This is a genomic window from Vicinamibacterales bacterium, from assembly GCA_036504215.1.
Classification (GTDB): Bacteria; Acidobacteriota; Vicinamibacteria; order Vicinamibacterales; family Fen-181; genus FEN-299.
Window position 1 is genome coordinate 1 of the sequence record DASXVO010000018.1, and the last position, 21,825, is coordinate 21,825.

A 21,825-nucleotide genomic window follows, 5' to 3' on the forward strand; every position below is an offset into this window, starting at 1 on the left:
CGAGACCCGGTCCTTGTCGATGACGGCTTCCACACCCTTCAACTGCGCCTCCGAGCGCACCACCGGGATGCCCCCGCCACCGACCGCGATGACCAGGACCCCGTGATCGAGCAGCGTTCGGATCACGCCTTCTTCGACGAGCTCGAGCGGTTCGGGCGAGGGCACGACCCGCCGGTACCCGCGCGCCGCGTCCTCGACGACCTGCCAGCCAAGCGTACGGGCCCGCTCCTCGGCGTCGATCTGCGAGTAGAACGGCCCGATCGGCTTGGTCGGATGCCGCATGGCCGGATCGTCCTCGCTGACGACGACCTGCGTGAGCACGGTGGCCACAGGGGTGTCCAGGCCCACCGACGCCAGTTCGTTCTGCAACGACTGCTGGAGCAGGTACCCGATCTCCCCCTGTGTCGTCGCGTCGCACACGTCGAGCGACTGGCCATATACCTGGTCGGATGCCCGCTCGGACCGCAGCAGCGCCGCGCCGACCTGCGGCCCGTTGCCGTGCGTGAGCACGAGCCGGAACCCGTCCTGGATGAGTCCGACGACGGCCTGCGCCGTGCGGCGGGTATTGGCCAACTGCTCCGCGATCGTGCCCTTCTCTCCGGCCCGGATGAGCGAGTTGCCGCCGATGGCGATGAGTGCGGTCTTGATCACGACTCTTACTTCATCAGTTCGAGCATGATCGCTTTCTGCGCGTGGAGCCGGTTCTCGGCCTCCTGGAAGACGACCGCGCGCGGCGAGTCGATCACGCCGGCTGTCACTTCCTCGCCGCGATGCGCCGGCAGGCAGTGCATGAACGTCACGTCGGGCCTGGCGTGGCCGACCAGTTTCTCGTTCACCTGGTACGGCAGGAAGAGTTTCCTGCGTGCCTCGGCCTCGCCCTCCTGGCCCATGCTCGCCCAGACGTCCGTGTAGATGACGTCCGCATCGCGTACGCCCTCGACCGGGTCGTTCGTGATGGTCAGGCGCGCGCCGGTCGCCTTGGCATGCCGTTCGGTCCACTCCGTCGCATCCGCCTTCGGCTCGTATCCGGGCGGCGTGACGATGGCCACGTGCGCACCAAGGAGCGCGCCGGCGAACATCAGCGAGTGCGCGACGTTGTTGCCGTCGCCGACGAACGCGAGCTTGACCTCGGTCCGGCCCTTGACCTCGCGGATCGTGAGGAAGTCGGCCATCGCCTGGCACGGATGGCTGTAGTCGGTGAGGCCGTTGATGATCGGCACGCCCGCTTCCTTCGCCATCTCCTCGACGATGCCGTGCGCGAAGGTGCGGATCATGATGCCCTGCACCATCCGCTCGAGGTTCTTGGCCACGTCGTGAATCGATTCGCGCTTGCCGAGGTTGATCTCGGCGGGTGACAAGTACAGCGAGAACCCGCCGAGTTGCTGGATGCCCACGTCGAACGTGACGCGCGTTCGCAGCGAAGGTTTCTCGAAAATCATAGCCAGCGTCTTGCCCTTCAGCGCGCCGGAGAAATCGGCGGGGCGGGCTTTGATATCGGCGGCCAGATCGAGCAGGTGACGCACCTGGTCCGGCGTGAAGTCGCGAAGCGAAAGGAAGTCGTTCATGAGGTCTCCATCAAACAGCTGCGAACAGTGAACGGTAGAGGCCGGTCTCCCGATCACCCTGCAAGCAGGACATTACACCGCACCCTCTCGACGAAGGTCAAGTTGCCGGAAAGATATGCAAAGACTGGCTTTAGTATGCAGGCGTCTGATTGCCAGCCAACGGTCACTGCTGCGGCGTCGGCCGACGCGGCCGGCGACGTCGGCGCCGACGGGCCGGCACGCGCGGCAGGGGCGCGGCGAGCGCGCCGCTTGCGGTCAGTTCGGCGATGAGCGCGCGCCACCGGCCAACCGTGTCGGGCGCATCTCCGTGGATCTCGAGCCAGGTGACGGCATCAGCGAACGCGCCGCGGGCCATCAGCGTCCGCACCGCGCGGGGAGAGATGTTCGGATCGCGCAACCGTCGCTGCAGGGCGAGGATCTGGAAGAGCCGCTCGACATCACGCCTCGCGACCGGTAGAGCGCCCAACCACGGATGGACGGGTCCGCGGGCCGGGTGGCCGCCATCGAGGCTGAATCCAAGCGGGACCAGCAGGCTGCCCAGTAGAATGGGATTGGTGAACGAGTCGGGCGCTGACGGGAACCGGTGACGATACGCGTCGAGCCGTGCCAGCGACGACGAGAGCGCGTCGGAGTTCGCCGCGTCCTGCAGCTCGGGAGTGATCGCCTCCAGCAGGCCCAGCCTCGCGGCGGCCGTGAAGACACGCTCGCTCGCGCCGGTCCGCAGGATCTTGTAGTACTCCTCGATGAGACGAGCCGGCGCACTTCGTGCAATCTCCCCGCGATGCCGTCGGATCGCGTCCGCGACGGGCGCATCGAGCGTGAAATCAAGTCGCTCGGCGAACGCCACCGCCCGCAGCATGCGGACAGGATCTTCGCGGAATCGTTCGTCCGGATCCCCGATCGCGCGAATCACCCGCTCGTGCAGGTCGCGCAACCCGTCGACGTAGTCGATAATGGAGAAAGTCGCGATATCGTAGAAGAGGGCATTGATTGTGAAATCGCGCCGGAAGGCGTCCTCCTCCGGCGTACCGAAGGTGTTGTCGCGCCGGATCAGGAGATCGCGTGCCGCGAGATCCTGGGGCGCCGTCACCTCCGCGGCCTCGCCGGACTCGCCGCCCGCGTCGTCTGGCGCTCCGTTCGGCGGCAGGTGCTGACGGAATGTGGCAACTTCGATGATCTTCTGGCCGAATTTCACGTGCACGAGGCGGAAGCGGCGGCCGATGATCCAGCAGTTGCGGAAAAGGCGCTTCACCTGGTAGGGATGCGCGGACGTGCCGATGTCGAAGTCCTTCGGGCGCCGACCGAGCAGCAGGTCGCGCACGCTGCCACCGACGAGGTACGCGATGAAGCCCGCCTCTTTGAGGCGATACAGTACCTTCAACGCGTCGGCGTCGATGTCGCGCCGCGACAGCGTATGTTCGGAGCGCGGAATGACGGTCGGCTCCACCATGGCGAGAGGATTATATCAAATGCCGGGCTGTCAAGACACACAAGTCCATGCTTCTCAAAGAGTTAGCGTAGCGGCCCTATTGATGGGGCTGTGCCTGGCCTTTCCGGCCGTGCCGGCGTCGGCGCAAGGCACCCTGGACTTCGCGCGTCAGCTCTACAATCAGGGGCGGTACGAGCAGGCGATCGCGGCCGCGGCGCGGCTCCGCACGTCACCGACAACAGCGGACGGCGCCAATCTCGTGCTCGGGCGTGCGCAACTCGAGCGATTTCGCCAGACAGCCGACCGTGCCGACCTCGTCGCAGCACGTGACGCGCTGCGCGACGTCCAGCCCGATCGGCTGACGGGATCCGACCGCACACAGTATCTGGTCGGTCTCGGAGAGTGGCTGTTCCTCGATGAGTCCTACGGCCCGGCTGCGGAGGTGCTCCAGGGGACGCTCGATCGGATCGGAGACATGGGACCCCGGGCCTGGGACCGCGTGTTCGACTGGTGGGCGACCTCCCTCGAACGGCAGGTGCAGGCCGGCAATGCCGACGATCGTGACGTCGTCTACAACCGGATTCGTCGTCGGGCCGAGGCCGAACTGGCCCGGATGCCGGGATCGACGGCTGCCGCGTATTGGCTCGTTACCTCGCTGCGATCGCTGGGAGACCTCGGACGTGCCTGGGATGCGGCCATGGCGGGATGGGTGCGGGCGCGGATGGCCGACGACCAGGGGGTGAGGCTCCGGGCCGATCTGGATCGCCTCGTGATGCAGGCCATCATCCCCGAGCGTGCGCGCCAGTTGGCGTCGGCCGACCGCGATCGCGAGCGCGCGGCCACGTCGCTTCGTGCAACGTGGGACTCGATGAAGCAGGACTGGGGAGGGCGGTAGCAGGTTATCCCTTGGCGTCCGTCCAGTTTCTGCCGATGCCGATGTCGACGGTCAGCGGCACGGCCAGCGCGACGGCCTGCTCCATGCCGTTGCGGACGATCGTCGCGATCTCGTCGGCCTCTTCCGCCGGTGCCTCGAACAGCAGTTCGTCGTGCACGGTGAGGATCATCCTCGCGCGACCGCCCTGCGCGTGGCGCGTCTCGAGTGACGCGTGCACGTCGATCATCGCGCGCTTCAGGATGTCGGCCGCGGTTCCCTGGATCGGCAGATTGACAGCCACCCGCTCGGCCGCCGAACGCACCTGGCCGTTGTGGCTCGTCAGCTCCGGCACCAGCCGACGCCGGCCGAACAGCGTCTTCACCACGCCGGTCGTCCGTGCCTCGTCGAGCAAGCGATCGATGAACCGCCGCACTTCCGGGAATCCCGAAAAATAGGCGTCGATGAACGCCTGTGCCGCCGCCTGTGTCACGCCGATATCGCGGGCCAGGGTGAATGCCGTCTTTCCGTACAGCAGCGCGTAGTTGATGATCTTGGCCCGCCGCCGCAGTTCGTGCGGGTCGAGGCCGCTGTCGGCGCCGAACACCCTGAGCGCGGTCTGATCGTGAATGTCGTCGCCACGTTTGAACGCCTCGATGAGCGTGGCGTCGCCGGACAGGTGCGCCAGCACGCGCAACTCGATCTGCGAGTAGTCGGCCGAGATCAGCACGGAACCCGGCGCGGCAACGAACGCGGCCCGGATCTCCCGACCGAGTTCCGTGCGAATCGGGATGTTCTGAAGGTTCGGGTCGCTGCTGCTCAGGCGTCCCGTGGCGGCGACCGCCTGGTTGAAGGAGGTGTGCACGCGCCCCGTCGCCGGGTTGATGAGCTGCGGCAGGGCGTCGATGTATGTGCCCTTCAGTTTCTGGATGCTGCGCCACTCGAGGATGAGCCGCGGCAGATCGTGCGTGAGCGCGAGATCCTCCAGCACGTCCATGGCGGTGGAGGCGAGGCGCGTCTTGCCCGTTCGCTTGCCGGCCGGCAGCTTCATCTTCTCGAAGAGAATCTCCGAAAGCTGCTTGGGCGAGTTGATGTTGAACGACTCGCCAGCGAGTTCGAAGATCCGGGCGCTGCGTGTCGAGAGATCCCGCTCGAGCCGCTCCGACAACCGCCCGAGCACGCCGCCATCCACCTGGACCCCGGCCTGCTCGATCTCCGCGAGCACAGGAATCAGCGGCAGTTCCAGTTGCCGGTACACATCGATCAGCGCCTCGGTCCCGAGCATCGGCTCGAGGCGCTCGGCCAACTGCAGGGCGAGGTCGACACGCTCGCCGGCATAGTCCATCACGGCCGCTGGCGGCAGATCGCCAAGTTCGAGCGCCTTCGCGCCACGTCCCCGCACGGCCTCCTCGGTGAGGGCCTTGTAGCCGAGATGTTCGAGCGCGTTGTCTTCGAGCGAATGCGCAGAGCGCGTCGCGTCCAGCAGGTAGCTGGCCAGCATGGTATCGAAGGCAAGGCCGCGCATCGCGATCCCGTACCGGGCCAGGACGACCGCATCCGCCTTCAGATCGTGCCCGACCTTCAGTACGGCCGGATCCTCGAGGACGCTCTTCACCACGTCGAGCGCCGCCCGGCGGTCGGGCTGCGGCCCTCCATCGAGCGCGTGGTGCGCAAGCGGCACGTAACGCGCCTGTCTGGCCCCGGTCGCCACAGCGATGCCCACGATCTCCGCCGTCACGACCGGCTCGCTCGTCGTCACCACGTGCACGGCGCATCGGCCGGCACGGGCCATGTCGGCCGCCAGCTCGCGCACGCCCTCGATCGTCTCGACGATGGCGTAGTCCTTGACGATGGTGTCAGCGGTCGGCGCGAATTCGCTGAGAAGCGAGCGGAACCCAAGTCCGCCGAACAGCTCGTAGCACGCCTGGCGATTCGGGCCTCGATGCCGGAAGGTCTCGATGTCGAACGAGATCGGGGCGTCGAGCCTGATTTGCGCCAGTTCCCGGCTCTGTCGTGCGAGGTCGGGACCGGCGAGCAGCGCTTCCCGGTACTTCTTCTGTGGAACCTCGCTGGCGCGCGCGAGCAACTCATCGAGCGAGCCGAAGGCGGCAATCAGGTCGCGCGCACCTTTTTCGCCGATGCCGGGGACTCCCTTGATGTTGTCCACCGCGTCGCCCATCAGCGCCAGCACGTCCACGACGCGGTCGGGCGCGACGCCGAACTTCTCCTTCACCGCGGCGGCATCGTACCAGTAGCCCTCGTCGCGGGGGTTGAACACGCGGACTTCGTCGCGCACGAGCTGGTACATGTCCTTGTCGCCGGTGACCACGACGACGTCGTAGCCCTCGGCAACCGCGCGCGCCGTGATGGTCCCGATGACATCGTCGGCCTCGAAGCCTTCGCACGAGACGACCGGCACGCCGAGCGCTTCGCACGCACGATGCACGTAGGGGATCTGCTCGGCCAGGTCATCCGGCATGGCGGGGCGGTTGGCCTTGTAGTCGGCGGCAAGCGCCGATCTGAAGGTCGGGCCGGCCAGGTCGAACGCGCAGGCGACGAGATCGGGATTCTGGTCCGCCACCAGTTTTCGCAGCATCGCCACGAAGCCGTAGACGGCATTGGTCGAGCGGCCGTCCGGCCCGGTCAGCCCGCGAATCGCGTGGTAGGCGCGATACATCTGCGAGTTGCCGTCGATGAGGAACAGCACGGGGCGTGATGGGACCAGGTGTTGGGTATTCATGGAAGAGATCGGTGCGCGCGCGGTGGGTGGAAGTCAGTATATCATTGGCCGTCATGCTGTTCGTTCGCAGCCTGCTCGGGCCTTGCGCGCGTGTCGTGTTGCTGCTGGCGGTCGTGGCCGCGACGGCGGCCGGTTGCCGGGATGGCGGCTTCCTGAAGCAGTTCGAGTACGACGAGGATATCCACCTGGCGCTCGACGGGTCGGCGACGATCTACGTCAACGGGTCGCTGCCCGCGATTGCCGCGCTTCGCGGGTTCGAGCTGGATACGAATCCCACCGCGAGGGTCGATCGGGACCGGATCCGCGCGCTGTTCACGGTTCCTGGGACGCGCGTGAGCCGCGTCACCAGTTCACGGCAGCACGGCCGCCGCTTCGCGCACATCCGGCTCGAAGTGGACGACATCCGGAAGTTGCCCTCGAACCCCGCGTTCTCCTGGGCGACGATCCGCTTCGAGCGAACGGGGGACATGTACCGGTACCGCGAGGATCTCGGCCCATCGCCGAACCGGCCGGTCGGGTCGGTCGGCTGGACCGGGCAGGAGTTGGTGGCCTTCCGACTCCATCTACCGAGCAAGATCGCCTACCACAATGCGGGCCGCGACAACCTCCGGCGCGGCAACATCCTCGTCTGGGAACAGAAACTGTCCGACCGCCTGGCCGGCCAACCCCTCGAGATGGAGGCGCGGATGGAGCCGACCTCCATCCTGTACCGGACATTGTGGCTCTTCCTCGGCAGCGTCGCGGCGGCCCTGTCCGTGCTGGCGCTCATCATCTGGTGGGTCGTGAAGAAGGGCAAAGATCCGATCGTCTAGCCCGCATCACCCAGGACCCGCAGTTCCTGTGCCTTCGTCTCCCCTTCAGCCAGCGAGATCTTCACCGCGGACTTGCGCAACTGTTCGAGCAGCGCGGGTTCGTACCATGAGCCAGGCTCGATATCGGCGAGCGCGATGACGTAGTAGTCGCCTGGCGGCAGGCTGAGGACGTGAAACGCGCCCGAGTGGTCCGGTCGCACGCCTTGAACGGCCCGCGAGCGCGGCCGCCAGTCCGCCGTGTCGGCGGAAAAAGCGAGCACATAGCAGTCGGCCACCGGCTTCGATTGACCATCGAGCACGGTTCCCATGACCTCGGTGGCGCGGTCGCTCAGCACCACCTCCACGCCTGTCGTCGTCATGCCGTTCCGGACGTCGATCTGACGATCCGTGATGTCGCGCCCGTTCAGGAAGACGCCCTTCAGCGTCCACGGTTTCGGAAGACCACTGACGTTGACCACCTGGGGACCGGGGACGACGTTCGGGATCTGGAACCCGCCGCCGGAACTCACGCGGGCGTTCGCGCCGCCAACGAACGGGATGGGGCTCGGTGGCGATACGCTCACGCGGACCCGGGTGAGATCGATCTGCTGGCTCATTGCCGATTGGACGACGATCGATCCGGTGATGGCACCCCCGGCTGACAGGACAAGGTTGAGTCCGGTGAAATCCTGGCTGCCGAGCGCGAAGGCCTGGGTGGTGACCATCTGCACCTGGCGCTCGCCAGGAGCTGGCGTCACCATGGCACGTGCGATCGCGAGGTACCGCCCGGGCGGGACATTTCCGATGCTGAACGACCCATCGTCCTTCACCGAGGCAGCGTACGAGGTTCCGGCGCTGGCTCCGGGCCCTTCGTCGGTCATCACGATGACGAACGGGTTCTGCGCCGCTCCGGCTTCCGCCGTGACCGTCCCGCTGACGCGGACCGTGGACACAACTTGCAGCATGAAGTCGAGGCCGGAGGCCTCCAGCTGGCTGCCGAGGACAACGGGTGCCGCGTCGGCGAGGCTCGTGACACCCGGGAAATAGGTCGGCGCATACGTCTGCACCACGGACGGATCGACCGGTTGTCCATCCGACGACGACGGCATCTCCATTCGCGCGGCGGCGGTGACCAGGTAGGTGCCCGGGGACAGCCCGAAGATCCGGTACACGCCACGGTCGTCGCTCTCACCGCTTCCCGACTGCACGAGGTGCCGCTGGCCCTGCTGGTATTGGTACCGCATCGCGCGCACCATCGCCCGAACCAGCGGTTCGCCGGTTTCATCGAAGATGCGTCCTGTCACGACGCCGCCCCGCGGGAGGCGAACGTCGATGTCGCGGGCCTGCTGGCCCTGCGCGAGGACAACCCGGCCGCCAGGCCGTTGCGGACTCCGCGCGCCATGAGCCAACGAGACGAATCCCGGCTTCGAGGCGACCAGTGTGTACGTGCCGGGCGGCAGGTTGGCGAATGTGTATCGGCCTTCCTGATCAGTCACCGCGGCGACGAGGCCGGGGACATCGGTCGACGAAAGTTGGACGCGTGCGCGGACGAGCGGTCGGCCGGAGTCGACCGCCGTAATCCTGCCGGTGATGCTGGCTGTGCCAGTCGGTCGCACGGCTTGCCCTGTCCGATCGCGCCCGACCTGCTGGCTCCGGTCAGGTCTCGCCTGCTGGCCTCGTGCCGCCGCCGGCCCGAGGAAAAGCAGGACGGCCATGACCACGGGAATAGCGGGGTGCATAGCGGCTAGGGTAGTCGGGTTGGGCGGGAGGCGCAACAGGGGGGCAGGGAGGAAGGAGGAAGGAGGAAGGAGGACGGATGACGGAGGAAGGATGAAGGGGGAAGGATGAAGGGGGAAGGAGGAAGGAGGAAGGCGGCCAGGCGGGCTTGCCCCGCCGAAGCGGCGGTGATCGATAGTGCCGCCACGGCGGGAAGGCGAAGAACGCAGGTGGCGGCGCCAACCTGCGTCCTTCGTGTCGTGGCGCTCGCTCGGGCGGTTGTGCCTCCGGGCTAGAAACTCTCTCCCATCTTGCGGTGTCTGTTGGCGCGGAACCGGTCCACGCGATCGAGGAAGCGGGCCTTCATGTCCTTGGCCTTCTGCTGCTGATCCGGCGTCAGCACGCCAAAGACCTCCTTGCGAACCTGCGCGCGGAATACCGCCAGATCGGCCTGCACCTTCGCGAGATCCGCGCTCTTCTCGCGGATGGCCGCTTCGTTGATCGGGTCAACCGCGATCGCGTCGCCGAGCGTCCGACGCGCGGTCACCAGCCGGTCCGCGAACCCCTTGAAATCGGCCTTGTGACCCTGCAGGATGGCCTTGACCTGCTGCTTCTGCGTGTCACTCAGACCGAGCTGCCGCAGGCCGAGCCGAAGCGCGCGCCCGGGGCCGCCGCGCATCATCATGCCGGCGCCCTTGCGCTCTTCACGCTGCGGACCCTGCTGTTGCGCGTACGAAACGTCAGCCGCCGTGCCGGCCACGAACAACGCGGCCAGGATGAATCCCGCGGCCAGTCGAACCTTGTTATGCTTGCTCATCGTCTTCCTCCCCGGTGTCGTTTGTTTCTGCCTGATTGGACAGGACCGCTGTGGCAGGCTCATGACCGACCTGTGAAAGAAGTGTGAACTGGAGGCTGCGATGTCGATCGCGTGGGCGATGAGGGTGATCATGACAGAGCCGCTCCGGGATTCGGGCCGTCGGCCCGGACCCTGGAACGGCCGGGTCCGAGTGTAGCCGTGGCGACGAGAGTGCTGGTCGTCGAGGACGAGGCGCACATCCGGGAATTGGTGTGCCTGCACCTGGGACTGGAAGGGTACGACTGCATTCCGGTTGGCGATGGACGGGAGGCGCTGCGAGTGGCCGGCGAGCAGCCCCTCGACCTCATCGTCCTCGACTTGATGATCCCGGGCATCGACGGCCTGACCGTCTGTCGAGCCGTGCGGCGGGAAGGGCCGAATCGCGACGTGCCGATTCTGATCCTGACGGCCAGGCGCGAGGAGTCGGACAAGGTGCTCGGCCTCGAGAGTGGCGCCGACGACTACCTCGCGAAGCCGTTCAGCGTTCGGGAGCTGGTGGCCAGGGCTCACGCGCTGCTCCGTCGCGCCCGCCGGGCTCTGACGACGACCGAAGGCGAGGGGGCCGCCCAACCGGCTGAGGAGGCGATGCGACCGATATCGATGCACGGGGTCGAGATCGACCCGGCCCGCCGCCGCGCGAGAGTCCGGGGCACCGACGTGGAGCTGACGAACCAGGAGTTCAAGCTGCTGCTGTTGTTCGCGGAGCACCCGGGCATCGTGTTCAGCCGGGAAGCGCTGCTGTCGAAGATCTGGAAGGGCGACACGTACGTGACCGTGCGCAGCGTGGACACGCTCGTGAAACGTCTGCGGCACAAGATCGAGGCCGACCCCGCCGACCCGGCGCTCATCCTGACGCAGTGGGGCGTGGGGTACAGGTTCGCCGACGTGCCCTGACCGGGCAGGGAGTGGGGCGGGCGTCTCGCCCGTCCGGATCGCCGAGCATCCGCATGTCCGAACGCGCCTGGTATCGCAGCCTCTACTGGCGGATCGCCATCGGGTTCGTCGCCTGTCTGGCGATCGCGCTCGTGGCGCAGGCCGTGTTCTTCGTGTGGATCATCGTGCGCGGTGAGCGCAACGTGCCGGCGCGCGCACTGACGGTGTTCGCGACCGTCGTGGCAAACGACATCGCCGGGGAAATCGAGGGCCAGCGTGAGGCCGAGATCGAACGCCACCTGGTCGATCGGTACGGGAGCCTGCCGCGCCCCATCTGGGTGATCACGAAGGATCGCCGGGTCGTGTCCGGCAACTGGGGACCGCCGCCCCCTGGATTGATCCGGAGGGCCGGCGAGCGTATGGCACGCGGCGCGGCCGCGGGCCTGGACCCGATCGAGAGCTTCCGGGCCCGACGCGCGGCCGCGTTCGCCCCCGTGATCGTCCGCGGCCAGACGGTTGGAATGGTGATCGTCCTCGCGGGCCGCCCGCCCAACGTCGTCGCGCGCCAATTCGGCCCGTTGCTGCTGCTGATCGCGCTGGGCCTGGTCGTCGGGGCGGGCGCGGTGGCGTCGGCCCTGATCTTCCGGCCCGCCAGCCGGCGGCTCGAGGCCCTGGCCGACACGGCTCGTCGTCTGGGCGCGGGCGACGTGACGGCCCGAGCGCCGGAAACCGGAGGGGACGAGATCACGCGAGTCGCCAGGGCGTTCAACCAGATGGCCATCGACCTCGTGCAGCGCGCCGAGGCGCTCCAGACCTCGGACCGCCTCCGCCGGCAACTCCTGGCTGACGTCTCGCACGAGCTGATGACCCCGCTGACGGCGATCCGCGGCTACCTCGAAACACTCGACATGCCGTCGATCGCACTCGATGCCGACGCTCGCAGCCGCTACGTCGGGATCGTCCGCGAGGAGACGTCGCGCCTGGAGCGGATCATCGGCGACCTGCTCGAGCTCGCCCGGCTCGAGGCGGGTGGAGGCTCGTTCTCGCGCGAGGATGTCGCCGTGGGCCAGCTGTTCGCCCGGGTCCTGGCGCGACACGAACACCCGGCACGCGAGCAGGGGGTCGCGCTCGAAACCGAGGGCGACCAGAGCATCCTCGTGCAGGGCGATCCGCTCCGACTCGAGCAGGCACTGCAGAACCTGGCCGCCAACGCGCTTCGGCACACGCCATCAGGCGGACGCGTGCGCCTCTCCGTGGAGCGACGCGATGAGCCCGACACCGCGCGCGGAGGCCCGGAGTCACTGGGTGAGGTGATCTTGTCGGTGCGCGACACCGGCTCCGGCATTCAACCCGACCACCTGCCCCACGTTTTCGATCGGTTCTACAAGGCCGACGCCTCGCGCGCCGAATCGACGGGCACCGGCAGCGGCCTCGGCCTGTCGATCGTGAAGACCATCGTGGAGCGCCACGGCGGACGCATCACCGTCCGCAGCGAACCGAACGTCGAGACGGTATTCGAAATCGTCCTGCCAGACGCCGACCCGCGGTCATTCAGCGCCGGATAACGCACCCGCACCTCCAGCACCCTGGCACCCTCAGCACCCTCAGCACCCTCAGCACCCCCAGCACTCGCACCTCCAGCACCCCTGGCACCCCCAGCACCTCCAGCACCTGTCCCCCCCTGTGTCCCCCCTTGCCCTCCCCCCCCGCTTTTCACTACAGTGTCCCCCGCGCTTCCCCGACAACCGCGCGACGCCCGGAGTCCTCGCCATGTCCATGCTGGCCTTTGGCGCCAAGCCACACGCCCTACGCTGCGCCCGCTGCGGCCGTTTTGTCGACTGGGCCGAGTCGCAGCTCCAGACCGTCTGCAGTTGCCGGTCGCGTCCGACGTGTCCGGCCGTCCTCGTCCGCCAGGCGGACCCTGCCGACCGGGTGGAGACATTGGCCCTGTTCCGACGCGACTTCGGCCGTGCGGCGGTGTTGGCTTTCGGTGAACTGATGTCGCTCGAGGATTGCCCCATCATCATCGCGGAGATGCGGGGAGAACTGGCGGGGGCGCTCGCTTACCGGCTGCTGCCGGATGCGCTGCACATCATGGCGCTGGCCACCGATCCGATGTGGCAGCGATCGGGTGTGGCCACGCATCTCGCAATCGAGGCCGAGGCGCTCGCGCGCCGACATGGCGTGAGCCGGCTCGTCTTCGCCACGACCAACGACAATCTGCCTGCTCTCTATTTCTACCAGCGTCGCGGCTGGACGCTGACCGAGGTCGTGCCCGGCGCGATGATCGAGCACGTGAAGCCCCACGATCGCGCCGGGTTCGCCGGGATACCTGTGCGGGACGAGATACGGATGGAGAAGAGCATCTAGCTCTCCTCCAGCTTCTCCAGTGCCGTCCTCATCTCGGCGTCGGTCTTCAGTTGGCTGTCCACCGAGAACGACAGGAAGCCGGTGGCCAGCGATCGCGCCAGCATCCGCTCGACGTTGTTGTTCACCACACCCGTCAGCGTGACATGGCCGTTCTCGACCACGATGTGAATCGGTGGGTTCGCCATCGCTGCATACTGCCAGAACGCGGGATTGCCGTAGATCGCCCGGGCGATGGCATACCGCAGGTCATCGTCGAACAGCGACGCCGGCAGGACGGTGATCCCATTGCGCACCTGGCGCACACCTGCCACCTTCGCGACGCGCTGCTCGAGGTCCTTCGCCTTGAACGGCATCGTCACCTTGCCGGTGAGCGTGACGACCCCGTGATCGATACTCGCCGACACGTCGTCGAATACCGAGAACCGCGCGTAGGTCGTGACGGCTCTCGAGATGTCGTTGAACACCTGCAGGTCTTTCCGATCCGGCTGCGCCAGGAGCGCCGCCGGAAGCAGCAGCACCGTGGCCGCCGCAATCGCCAGTCTCCTCAACATGGGTTGTACCTCCTGGATGATTCCTGTCTGGCCCCACAAAGTCCCATGAGCGGCCTGGCATATCTGCCGGTCTTCGCTGCAAAGCACGCGCCAGCTGTTCATGCGGGTGCAATTCAGCGGAATCGAGCAGCCACAAGGATGGGCATGGATGAGGTGTGCTCAGGCGAGGACGCCCGCGACGAGAGCACAGGTTCAGAGTCTAGAGCGTTGGCAGCCCATGGCCGGAGAGGGCCAGGCCCAGTCCGTAGGTGATCGCCGCCTCGAGGATGCCGACGAGTGTCATCTCGGTGCCGCTCGCCCACCACGGCCGTGTGGTGATGAGTGCCTTCGACGCGCCGACCGCGAAGTGCGCGATCGTGCTGATGATGAACGAGGCGATGACCGCCGGCATGCCGACGGTGAAGAAAAAGGGGATGATCGGAATGAAGCCGCCGACCGCGGTTGAGAGCGTGGCCGAGATCGTGGACCGGAGCGGATTCGGAAAACTCTCCTCCGAGAGGCCGAGTTCCTCGTGGACCAGTGCGCGGAGGAACTGCTTCGAATCGGCCTGGAGCCGGTCGACCATCATCCGCGCTTCCTCCGGGGTGAATCCTTTGAGCTGGTAGAACAGCTCCAGCTCGGTGCGTTCCTCCTCGGGGTCCGCTTCCAGTTCCCGCCGCTCGCGCGCAACCTCCGACTCGTAGACCTCGCGCTCGGACTTGGAGGCGAGATAGGCGCCGGCGCCCATCGACAGCGCACTCGCCAACGTGCCCGCGAGGCCGGCCGCCAGGACGACGCCGCTTCCACCGGTATAGCCCGCCATGCCCGACACGATGCCGAACACGGCCCCGAGTCCGTCGTTCACACCGTAGATCGCGTCACCCACCCAGCCGGTTCCACGCACGTGCCAGCGTTCGCGACCCAGGATGGAATCGAGGGCCTTCCTCGGTGACGGGGCGGGACCAGCGAGCGCATGAAGCGTTCGGGCGTGGTCGCGTTCCTCGCGCGCCACCTCATCGGCCACCGCGCGGTCTTCCGGATCGCTGAACGACGCGAGCAGGCGCTGGTACTCCGCTTCAGCGACGTTCTCCTCTTGTTCGAGCTTGTGGAGGACGACAGACTGGTCGCTGAGCTTCTGGAGCCAGTTGAGAGATCCACGGACCAACGTGGGATCGGGTGCCTGGCCAGTCGCGCGCTGGATGCGTTCCGCCCACCGCGCCGCGTGCTTCTCCTCCGCATCCGCCAGGCGCCCGAGGATATCCCGCCGTCGCGGATCGGCCTCGCGCTCGCTGAGCAGCCGATACGTCGTGGCAGCCTCGACCTCCTGGCGCCACAGTTTCTCGAGCGATTGAAGATATTGGTCCTCGGTCATCGTCTGGACCTCTGGGCCCCGGGCTGTCGGGCTGCTGGCTCCGGACTCCTGGCTACTCTCGAAGGCCGAACGCGGTCGCAATCCCCGCGCCGAGCAGCAAGAGCTGCTTGAAAGCGCCCGCGGTGACCTTGCCGCGGTGGAGATCGGGAATCAGATCGGCCATCGCAATATAGAGGAAGCTGGCGGCCGCAAACGCGAGGGCGTACGGGAGCACGCCCGGGAGCCGATCGAACGCCAGGAACGAGACGACCGTGCCCGCCACCGCGCCGCCGGCCGAGAGCACGCTCAGTCCGAGTGCAGGCGCCCGCCGGTACCCGGCGTTGAGCAGGACCGCGTAGTCGCCCACCTGTTGCGGCACCTCGTGGAGAGCGACCGCCGTGGCGGTGCTCAGGCCGAGCGGCCACGACGTCTGCACGGCGGCGCCAATCGCGACGCCGTCCACGAAGCTGTGGAACGCGTGGCCGATCAGGACGAGCGCGCCCGGCCGGCCGTGCGCCTCGCAATCCTCGGTGTGGCAGTGGTGCCACAAGACCAGCTTCTCGAGCACGAAGAACGTCAGGATCCCGAAGAGCAGCGTGGCAAACGTCCGGGGCGGATCGAGGTCGGTGAGCACCTCGGGAAGAATCGAGAGCAGGGCCACGCCGAGCAGCGTGCCGACCGCGTAGCTGACGAGGTGAGGCACCAGGCGAAGCCGGTTCTGCGGACTCAGGACGAGAAGGCCGGACGCCAGCACGAGGCTTCCGAAGCTCCCCATCACGCTCAGGCCAAGGGCGACGGCAAATAATCGCACGTCGGCATCATAAGTCAGCCGTGGGTCGCCAGTCGATGGCCGTCCACCGGATCACGAGTCTCCATAGAGAGATCGCAGCGGCCGCCGTCCTCCGTGTTCTCTGTGGTCTGTGCAATCCGGTATACTGAAGTCAATCCAATCAATTCCGCGGCGCCTCTTCGGAAGAGTCACCGCACGTCGTGCCCGGATCCTCACGCACAGAGCGGCCAGCTGACCCTTCTGTCGCTCGCTGTCCCTCGCGGTCAGGAGGAACGATGACCGAACCGACCCAGTCCCCAGATGATCCCCAGGGAAACATCGACGCGTTACTGCGTGAAGACCGCATCTTCGACCCGCCGCCGGCGTTCCGCGACCAGGCGAACGTGAAGGATGCGTCCATCTACGACGAGGCCGAGAAAGACCCGGAGGCCTTCTGGGCGAGATTCGCGACCGAACTCGACTGGATCAAGGGTTGGGACACGGTGCTCGAGTGGAATCCACCCGACGCGAAGTGGTTCGTCGGCGGTCAACTCAACGTGAGCGCCAACTGCCTCGACCGTCACGTCCGCACGGCGCGCCGCAACAAGGCGGCCATCATCTGGGAAGGCGAACCGGGCGACACCCGGACGTTCACCTACTGGGAGCTTCATCGCGAGGTGAGTCGTTTCGCCAACGCGCTGAAGGGGCTCGGTGTGATCCGCGGCGACCGCGTCGCGATCTACATGCCGATGGTTCCCGAGCTTCCGGTCGCCATGCTCGCCTGCGCGCGCCTCGGCGCGGTCCACAGCGTCGTGTTCGGGGGCTTCAGCGCGGAGTCGCTGCGCGATCGGATCAACGACGCACAGGCCAAGGTGCTCGTCACGGCGGACGGCGGATTTCGGCGCGGCCAGATCGTGCCGCTCAAGAAGATGGCGGACGAGGCGCTGACCGGAACGCCGAGCATCCGGCACGTCGTCGTACTTCGACGCGGCGGCGGCACCGAAATTCCAACCGACCTGGTCGAGGGGCGTGACGTCTGGTACCACGACGTGATGAAGAACGCGTCCGCGACCTGCGAGCCCGAGGCGATGGACGCCGAGGACATGCTCTACATCCTCTACACGTCCGGCACCACCGGGAAGCCCAAGGGCATCGTCCACACCACGGGCGGGTATCTGACCGGCGTGTACGCCACCAGCAAGTGGGTGTTCGACCTGAAGGAAGACGACGTCTTCTGGTGTACCGCGGACATCGGTTGGGTGACCGGCCACAGCTATGTCGTGTACGGTCCGCTCGCCAACGGCGCCACCGTCGTCATGTACGAGGGCGCGCCCGACTGGCCCGAGAAGGATCGCTTCTGGGACATGATCGAGCGCCACGGCGTCACGGTGTTCTATACGGCGCCCACCGCCATCCGCGCGTTCATGCGATCCGGCCCGGAATGGCCGGGGAAACACGACATGCGCACGCTCCGACTCATCGGCAGCGTGGGTGAACCGATCAATCCCGAAGCCTGGATGTGGTACTACCTCCACATCGGCGGCCGGCGCTGCCCGGTCGTGGACACGTGGTGGCAGACCGAGACCGGGCACATCCTGATCACGCCCCTGCCCGGCATCACCGCGCTCAAGCCGGGATCCGCGACCAGGCCGTTCCCGGGGATCAAGGCGGAGATCGTCAACGATCGCGGCGACGTGGTGAAGGTCGGCGGCGGCTACCTTGCGCTCACTCGTCCGTGGCCCGGCATGCTGCGAACGATCTTCAACGACCCGACGCGCTATGTGCGCCAATACTGGAACCGCTGGGGCAGCAGCGTCTACGTGACGGGCGACGGCGCCAAGCGCGACCGCGACGGCTACTTCTGGCTGCTCGGCCGCGTGGACGACGTCCTCAACGTGGCGGGCCACCGCGTCGGCACGATGGAGGTCGAAAGCGCGCTCGTCGATCACCCCGACGTGGCCGAGGCCGCCGTCGTCGGCAAGACGCACGAGATCAAGGGGCAGGCCATCGCGGCGTTCGTGACACTGAAGGACGGCGTGGCCGCGACGCCGGCGATGGCCGCGCTACTCAAGGAGCACGTGGCGCACAAGATCGGCGCGATCGCCAGGCCGGACGACATCTTCTTCACGCCCGACCTCCCGAAGACCCGATCGGGCAAGATCATGCGGCGCCTGCTGAGGGACATCGCCGAAGGGAAGGCGCTCGGCGACACGACCACTCTGGCGGATCCAGGGGCGATTCAGCGAGTGAAGACACGGTATCAGGAAGAAGCGGGATGATGGCGGGGCGCGTCCGGCGACGAGTATCATGATGGGCCGACAATCTCTCACGGAGAGATTACCGACGGAGGGACTCTCGCGGAGGGTTGCTCGCGAGACGCCATCATGAACAGGAGAGGAAGGGAATGCCCACGCGCCCGCCCGCGCCGCTTGCCGCCGCAATCGCCGTCCTCGTGCTCGCGCTGAGTGCCTCGCCGGCCCGCGCGCAATGGATGATCAGCAGCAAGGACGGGAAGACGAACGTCAAGATTGGCTTCCTCGCGCAGCCGCAACTCGAGGTCCTCGACACGCCCGACACGACGGGGACTTCGAAGAACCTCTTCCTGAGGCGAATCCGGATCGTGTTCGGCGGGCAGATCTCCGAGAAGTGGACGTTCTTCTTCGAGACCGACAGCCCGAACCTCGGGAAGGCGACTCCCGACAAGGCGGCAAACCCGACGGGCGCGAAGGATACCGGCGGCGCCTTCATCCAGGACGCCTATTTCACCTACAACCAGAGCGACGCGTTCAAGGTGGACGCCGGGATGATCCTCGTGCCGCTCGGGCACAACCACGGACAGTCGGCGGCGACGCTGCTGGCCGTGGACTACGGTCCGTACACGTTTCTCGAGAACGGGCCGACCGGCGGCCGGACGGCGCGCGACTACGGCGTGCAACTGCGCGGCTACCCCTTCAAGCAGCACCTGGAGTACCGCCTGGGTGTGTTCCAGGGCGTGCGCGGCGTCGAGGCGCGGAACGACTTCCGCGTCGCCGGACGGGCGGTGTGGTACCCGTTTGCCGCCGACACCGGGTTCTTCTACTCCGGCACCTTCCAGGCCACCAGGCGCGTCGTGGGGATCGGCGCGGCGTTCGATCACCAGAAGGCCTACGGGACCTACAGCGTTGACGCGTTCATCGAGCAGCCGATCAACAAGGGTGAGCGGGGCGTGACCGCGCAAGTCAACTGGATGCGCTTCGACGGGGGAACGTTCATCCCGACGCTCGTCAAGCAGGACGCGCTGCTCATCGAGGCGGCGTTCCACTTCATGAAGGGACGAATCAGCCCGCTGGTGCAGTACTCGCGGAGGACGTTCGACAACCCGCTCACGCCGGAACAGAGCATCTGGCAGGCGGGCATTGCGTATTGGATGGCGGGCCACCAGCGCAACCTGAAGTTCACGGCCGGCCGGCAGCACGTCGACGGGCAGCCAGACCGGACGCAGGCGCTGGGACAGTTGCAGCTCTTCTTCTACTAGTGTAGTGTCCCTGAAATAGCTATACAGCGACAATCTTCGGTGTTTTGCGTCGGCGCGACAGCGTGCACCCCGGCTGGATGGATTCGAGCCGCTGGCGCGCCCGGTCGAGTTTGACGACGAGGTCGCCGACGGTGGCGGTCCAAATGAAAGGCCTGGGCGCGTCGTTCCATGCCGCGAGATAGGCGTCGATGGCCTCGATCAACGTCAGCACGCTGGGGAACACCCCGCGGCGAATCGCCTTGTCCGTGAGTTCGCGGAACCACCGTTCCACCAGATTCAGCCAACTCGAACTGGTGGGCACGAAGTGACACACGAAGCGGGGATGCCGCGCGAGCCACGCCTGGACCTCCGCGGTCGTGTGGGTGCCGTAGTTGTCCATCACGACATGCAACGCCACATCGGCGGGGTACGCCGCATCCAACCGCCGCAGAAACTTCAGCCACTCCTGGTGGCGATGCCGCGCCTGACATTGCCCGATCACCTTGCCGTCCAGCACGTTCAGCGCCGCGAATAACGTCGTGGTGCCATTGCGTTTGTAGTCATGCGTCATCGTGCCGCACCGCCCTTTCTTCAAGGGGAGACCGGGCTGGGTGCGATCCAAGGCCTGGATCTGGCTCTTCTCGTCGACGCACAGGACGACCGCCTTCTGCGGCGGATTCAGATAGAGCCCCACGACATCTGTCAGCTTGTCCAGAAACTTCGCGTCCCGGGACAACTTGAACGTGCGGTGCAGATGCGGCTTGAGATTGTGCAACTGCCACAGTCGGTTGACGGTGTTCTTGCTGACGCCCTGCGCCGCCGCCATGGAGCGGCAACTCCAGTGCGTCTGGCCGGGCGGGCGGGCCTGCAGCGTCGCGGTGATGAGGCGGTCCCGTTTGTCGCGGTCGTACCGCGGCCGACGCCCCCGCCCCTCAGCAATCTCCCACACGGCCCCGACGCCCTCTTGGCGCACCCGCGTGCGCCACAGCGACACGGTATGCCGATTCACGCCGCGCGCCGCGGCGATCTTCAGATCGCTCATCCCCGCGGTCGCGTCCAACACCAAGCGACAGCGCAACGCGATCTGTTGCGGCGTGCTCGGCGCGTGGGCCCACTCGGCCAACTGGTGCAGATCGTCGGCCGCCACGCGGCCCGTGAGGCTCGTGTCTGTCATGCACACAGCATCTCACGCTTCTGATTCGTTGTCTAGTTATATGTGGGACACTACACTAGGAACGCGCCTACTTGGGTGGCGTGAAGTTCTGCCAGCTCACGTTGTAGTCGCTCTCACAGAGCCACCAGCGGCCATTCAGGTAGACGCTCGCCACCTGGTCGAAGCCCTTGGTGTTGTCGGTCCAGAGGTAGTGGGGATCGCCGACGATGAGGACGGTCGAATGCCACTCGACCGGCACCGTCGCGCACGCGTCTCCGCGGATCGACCTGAATGGACACCGACCGCCGAAATCAACGGTCACGGACGGATTGCCGATGTTGTAGCTCGTGACCCGCCGCTCGACACGATGCTTCTCCACATCGTGGGTTTCGTCGGCGGTGCCGCTGCACGTCGGCGTGAAATCCTTCATCACCTGGGACGTCGGCGTGCTGGAAATCGAGAACGCCACCAGGAAGTCGTAGGCCATCGTCGAGACTTCGCTCGCCGAGTCGTGCAGCGACACCGACGATGTGGCGGTCACGACGTTGGTCTTCTCCACAGGGAGGCCGTTCGGGTCTGGCCCCTGGTAGCGTTCCGTCACGCGGAGGTTCAGCGTCACGACCACCGGCGTCGCGCCCGTCACCCTGGCCGGCGCGGTCCACGTCATGCGGGCACCGGTGCCGGAGAAGGTGCCGACGTCGGACGTCCAGGTGTATTCCAGCTTGTCGGCCGACGTCTCCGCGTCGTCAACCGTTGCCACGACGTCGACGACCTCGGACAGGTCAGCAAAGCTGGCCGGCTCATTCGTGCGCCGGCCCTGCACGGCGATCGATCTGACCACAGGCGGCGTGTTCGTCACGCCCGGCGCGACGTACGTGAAGGCATTGGCCAGCGTGCCGTTCCCGGTCGAGCCGGATATGACGACGGTCGCTGCCCCGCTTGCGTGGGCCGGTGTGGTGGCCGTGATCTTCTGTGCGGACTCCACGTTCACGGCGGTGGCGGCGGTCCCACCGAACGTCACCGTCGCGCCCGCAACGAATCCGGTGCCCGCGATGGTGACGACGGTCCCGCCGTAGGTCGTTCCGGTTGCCGGCGACACCGACTGGAGGATCGGGCCGTTCACCGAGGGACTGGCCGGCGTTCCACTGTCGCCGCAACCCGCGCTGACGAGTGCGACCAGAATTCCAGTCGCTCCTGCGAGCGTCGTCCACGTCAGCTTGAACCTTGGTCGTTGCTTCATGCGGTTGTCGTGAGCTCGAGGTGAACGGGCGCGTCCCGGCCTGACGTGGCAAAAACGTCCAGAATGTTCGAGTCTAGC

18 protein-coding genes are annotated in these 21,825 nt (G+C 66.8%); 7 read left to right on the forward strand and 11 right to left on the reverse strand.

The features are described 5' to 3' along the window. From VGK32_04240 to pcnB, 3 genes are all read right to left on the reverse strand, one after another. On the reverse strand, positions 1–651 hold a 651-nt coding region (locus VGK32_04240; protein HEY3380951.1), incomplete at its 3' end, for a carbamate kinase. Positions 652–656: 5 nt separating this feature from the next. Beyond that, positions 657–1,565: an ornithine carbamoyltransferase gene (gene argF, locus VGK32_04245; protein ID HEY3380952.1), complete on the reverse strand. Its 909-nt coding sequence runs from the start codon at positions 1,563–1,565 to the stop codon at positions 657–659. Positions 1,566–1,728: 163 nt separating this feature from the next. Next, entirely contained in the window at positions 1,729–3,015 is a 1,287-nt protein-coding gene (pcnB, locus tag VGK32_04250) for a polynucleotide adenylyltransferase PcnB (GenBank protein HEY3380953.1), read from the reverse strand. 82 nt (positions 3,016–3,097) lie between these two features. Here pcnB and VGK32_04255 point away from each other — a divergent pair, with 82 nt between their 5' ends. After that, positions 3,098–3,889 carry a hypothetical protein gene (locus VGK32_04255; GenBank protein ID HEY3380954.1) on the forward strand — a complete coding sequence of 264 codons (792 nt, stop codon included), beginning with the start codon at positions 3,098–3,100 and terminating at the stop codon, positions 3,887–3,889. Positions 3,890–3,893: 4 nt separating this feature from the next. On the opposite strand, the gene polA is transcribed toward VGK32_04255, so the two are convergent. After that, positions 3,894–6,605, reverse strand: coding sequence for a DNA polymerase I (polA, locus tag VGK32_04260; GenBank protein ID HEY3380955.1), 2,712 nt, complete (start codon positions 6,603–6,605; stop codon positions 3,894–3,896). Between the two features lie 53 nt (positions 6,606–6,658). Here polA and VGK32_04265 point away from each other — a divergent pair, with 53 nt between their 5' ends. Continuing rightward, a complete protein-coding gene (locus VGK32_04265) occupies positions 6,659–7,417 on the forward strand; it encodes a hypothetical protein (protein ID HEY3380956.1) in 759 nt (252 codons plus the stop codon). Here the strand turns inward: VGK32_04265 and VGK32_04270 are convergent. Continuing rightward, complete coding sequence (locus VGK32_04270; GenBank protein HEY3380957.1) at positions 7,414–9,012, reverse strand: carboxypeptidase-like regulatory domain-containing protein; 1,599 nt, start codon at positions 9,010–9,012, stop codon at positions 7,414–7,416. The genes VGK32_04265 and VGK32_04270 overlap by 4 nt on opposite strands. A gap of 392 nt (positions 9,013–9,404) precedes the next feature. Further along, entirely contained in the window at positions 9,405–9,929 is a 525-nt protein-coding gene (locus tag VGK32_04275; GenBank protein ID HEY3380958.1) for a Spy/CpxP family protein refolding chaperone, read from the reverse strand. Between the two features lie 198 nt (positions 9,930–10,127). On the opposite strand from VGK32_04275, the gene VGK32_04280 reads away from it, so the two are divergent. The 3 genes from VGK32_04280 (at position 10,128) to VGK32_04290 (ending at position 13,211) form a co-directional block, all read left to right on the forward strand. Further along, complete coding sequence (locus tag VGK32_04280) at positions 10,128–10,862, forward strand: response regulator transcription factor (protein ID HEY3380959.1); 735 nt, start codon at positions 10,128–10,130, stop codon at positions 10,860–10,862. Between the two features lie 53 nt (positions 10,863–10,915). After that, positions 10,916–12,406, forward strand: a complete 1,491-nt coding sequence (locus VGK32_04285; protein ID HEY3380960.1) for a HAMP domain-containing sensor histidine kinase — start codon at positions 10,916–10,918, stop codon at positions 12,404–12,406. A gap of 205 nt (positions 12,407–12,611) precedes the next feature. Further along, the gene (locus VGK32_04290; protein ID HEY3380961.1) at positions 12,612–13,211 is read left to right on the forward strand and encodes a GNAT family N-acetyltransferase; all 600 of its coding nucleotides are present in this window, start codon (positions 12,612–12,614) and stop codon (positions 13,209–13,211) included. On the opposite strand, the gene VGK32_04295 is transcribed toward VGK32_04290, so the two are convergent. The 3 genes from VGK32_04295 to VGK32_04305 all read right to left on the reverse strand — a co-directional run bounded on the left by VGK32_04295 (position 13,208) and on the right by VGK32_04305 (position 15,903). After that, positions 13,208–13,762, reverse strand: a complete 555-nt coding sequence (locus VGK32_04295) for a BON domain-containing protein (GenBank protein ID HEY3380962.1) — start codon at positions 13,760–13,762, stop codon at positions 13,208–13,210. The two genes, VGK32_04290 and VGK32_04295, sit on opposite strands and share 4 nt — an antisense overlap. A 199-nt stretch (positions 13,763–13,961) precedes the next feature. Continuing rightward, a complete protein-coding gene (locus VGK32_04300) occupies positions 13,962–15,113 on the reverse strand; it encodes a VIT1/CCC1 transporter family protein (GenBank protein ID HEY3380963.1) in 1,152 nt (383 codons plus the stop codon). Between the two features lie 52 nt (positions 15,114–15,165). Continuing rightward, positions 15,166–15,903, reverse strand: coding sequence for a ZIP family metal transporter (locus tag VGK32_04305; GenBank protein HEY3380964.1), 738 nt, complete (start codon positions 15,901–15,903; stop codon positions 15,166–15,168). A 254-nt stretch (positions 15,904–16,157) separates the two neighbouring features. Here VGK32_04305 and acs point away from each other — a divergent pair, with 254 nt between their 5' ends. Beyond that, positions 16,158–18,140: an acetate--CoA ligase gene (gene acs, locus VGK32_04310; GenBank protein ID HEY3380965.1), complete on the forward strand. Its 1,983-nt coding sequence runs from the start codon at positions 16,158–16,160 to the stop codon at positions 18,138–18,140. A gap of 125 nt (positions 18,141–18,265) precedes the next feature. Then, a complete protein-coding gene (locus VGK32_04315) occupies positions 18,266–19,375 on the forward strand; it encodes a porin (protein ID HEY3380966.1) in 1,110 nt (369 codons plus the stop codon). A gap of 19 nt (positions 19,376–19,394) precedes the next feature. Here VGK32_04315 and VGK32_04320 read toward each other — a convergent pair whose 3' ends face one another. Together VGK32_04320 and VGK32_04325 are read right to left on the reverse strand one after the other, a co-directional pair. After that, on the reverse strand, positions 19,395–20,528 hold the full coding sequence (locus VGK32_04320) for an IS630 family transposase (protein ID HEY3380967.1): 1,134 nt from the start codon (positions 20,526–20,528) through the stop codon (positions 19,395–19,397). A gap of 67 nt (positions 20,529–20,595) precedes the next feature. Continuing rightward, positions 20,596–21,747: an IPT/TIG domain-containing protein gene (locus tag VGK32_04325; GenBank protein HEY3380968.1), complete on the reverse strand. Its 1,152-nt coding sequence runs from the start codon at positions 21,745–21,747 to the stop codon at positions 20,596–20,598. Positions 21,748–21,825: the final 78 nt, after the last annotated feature.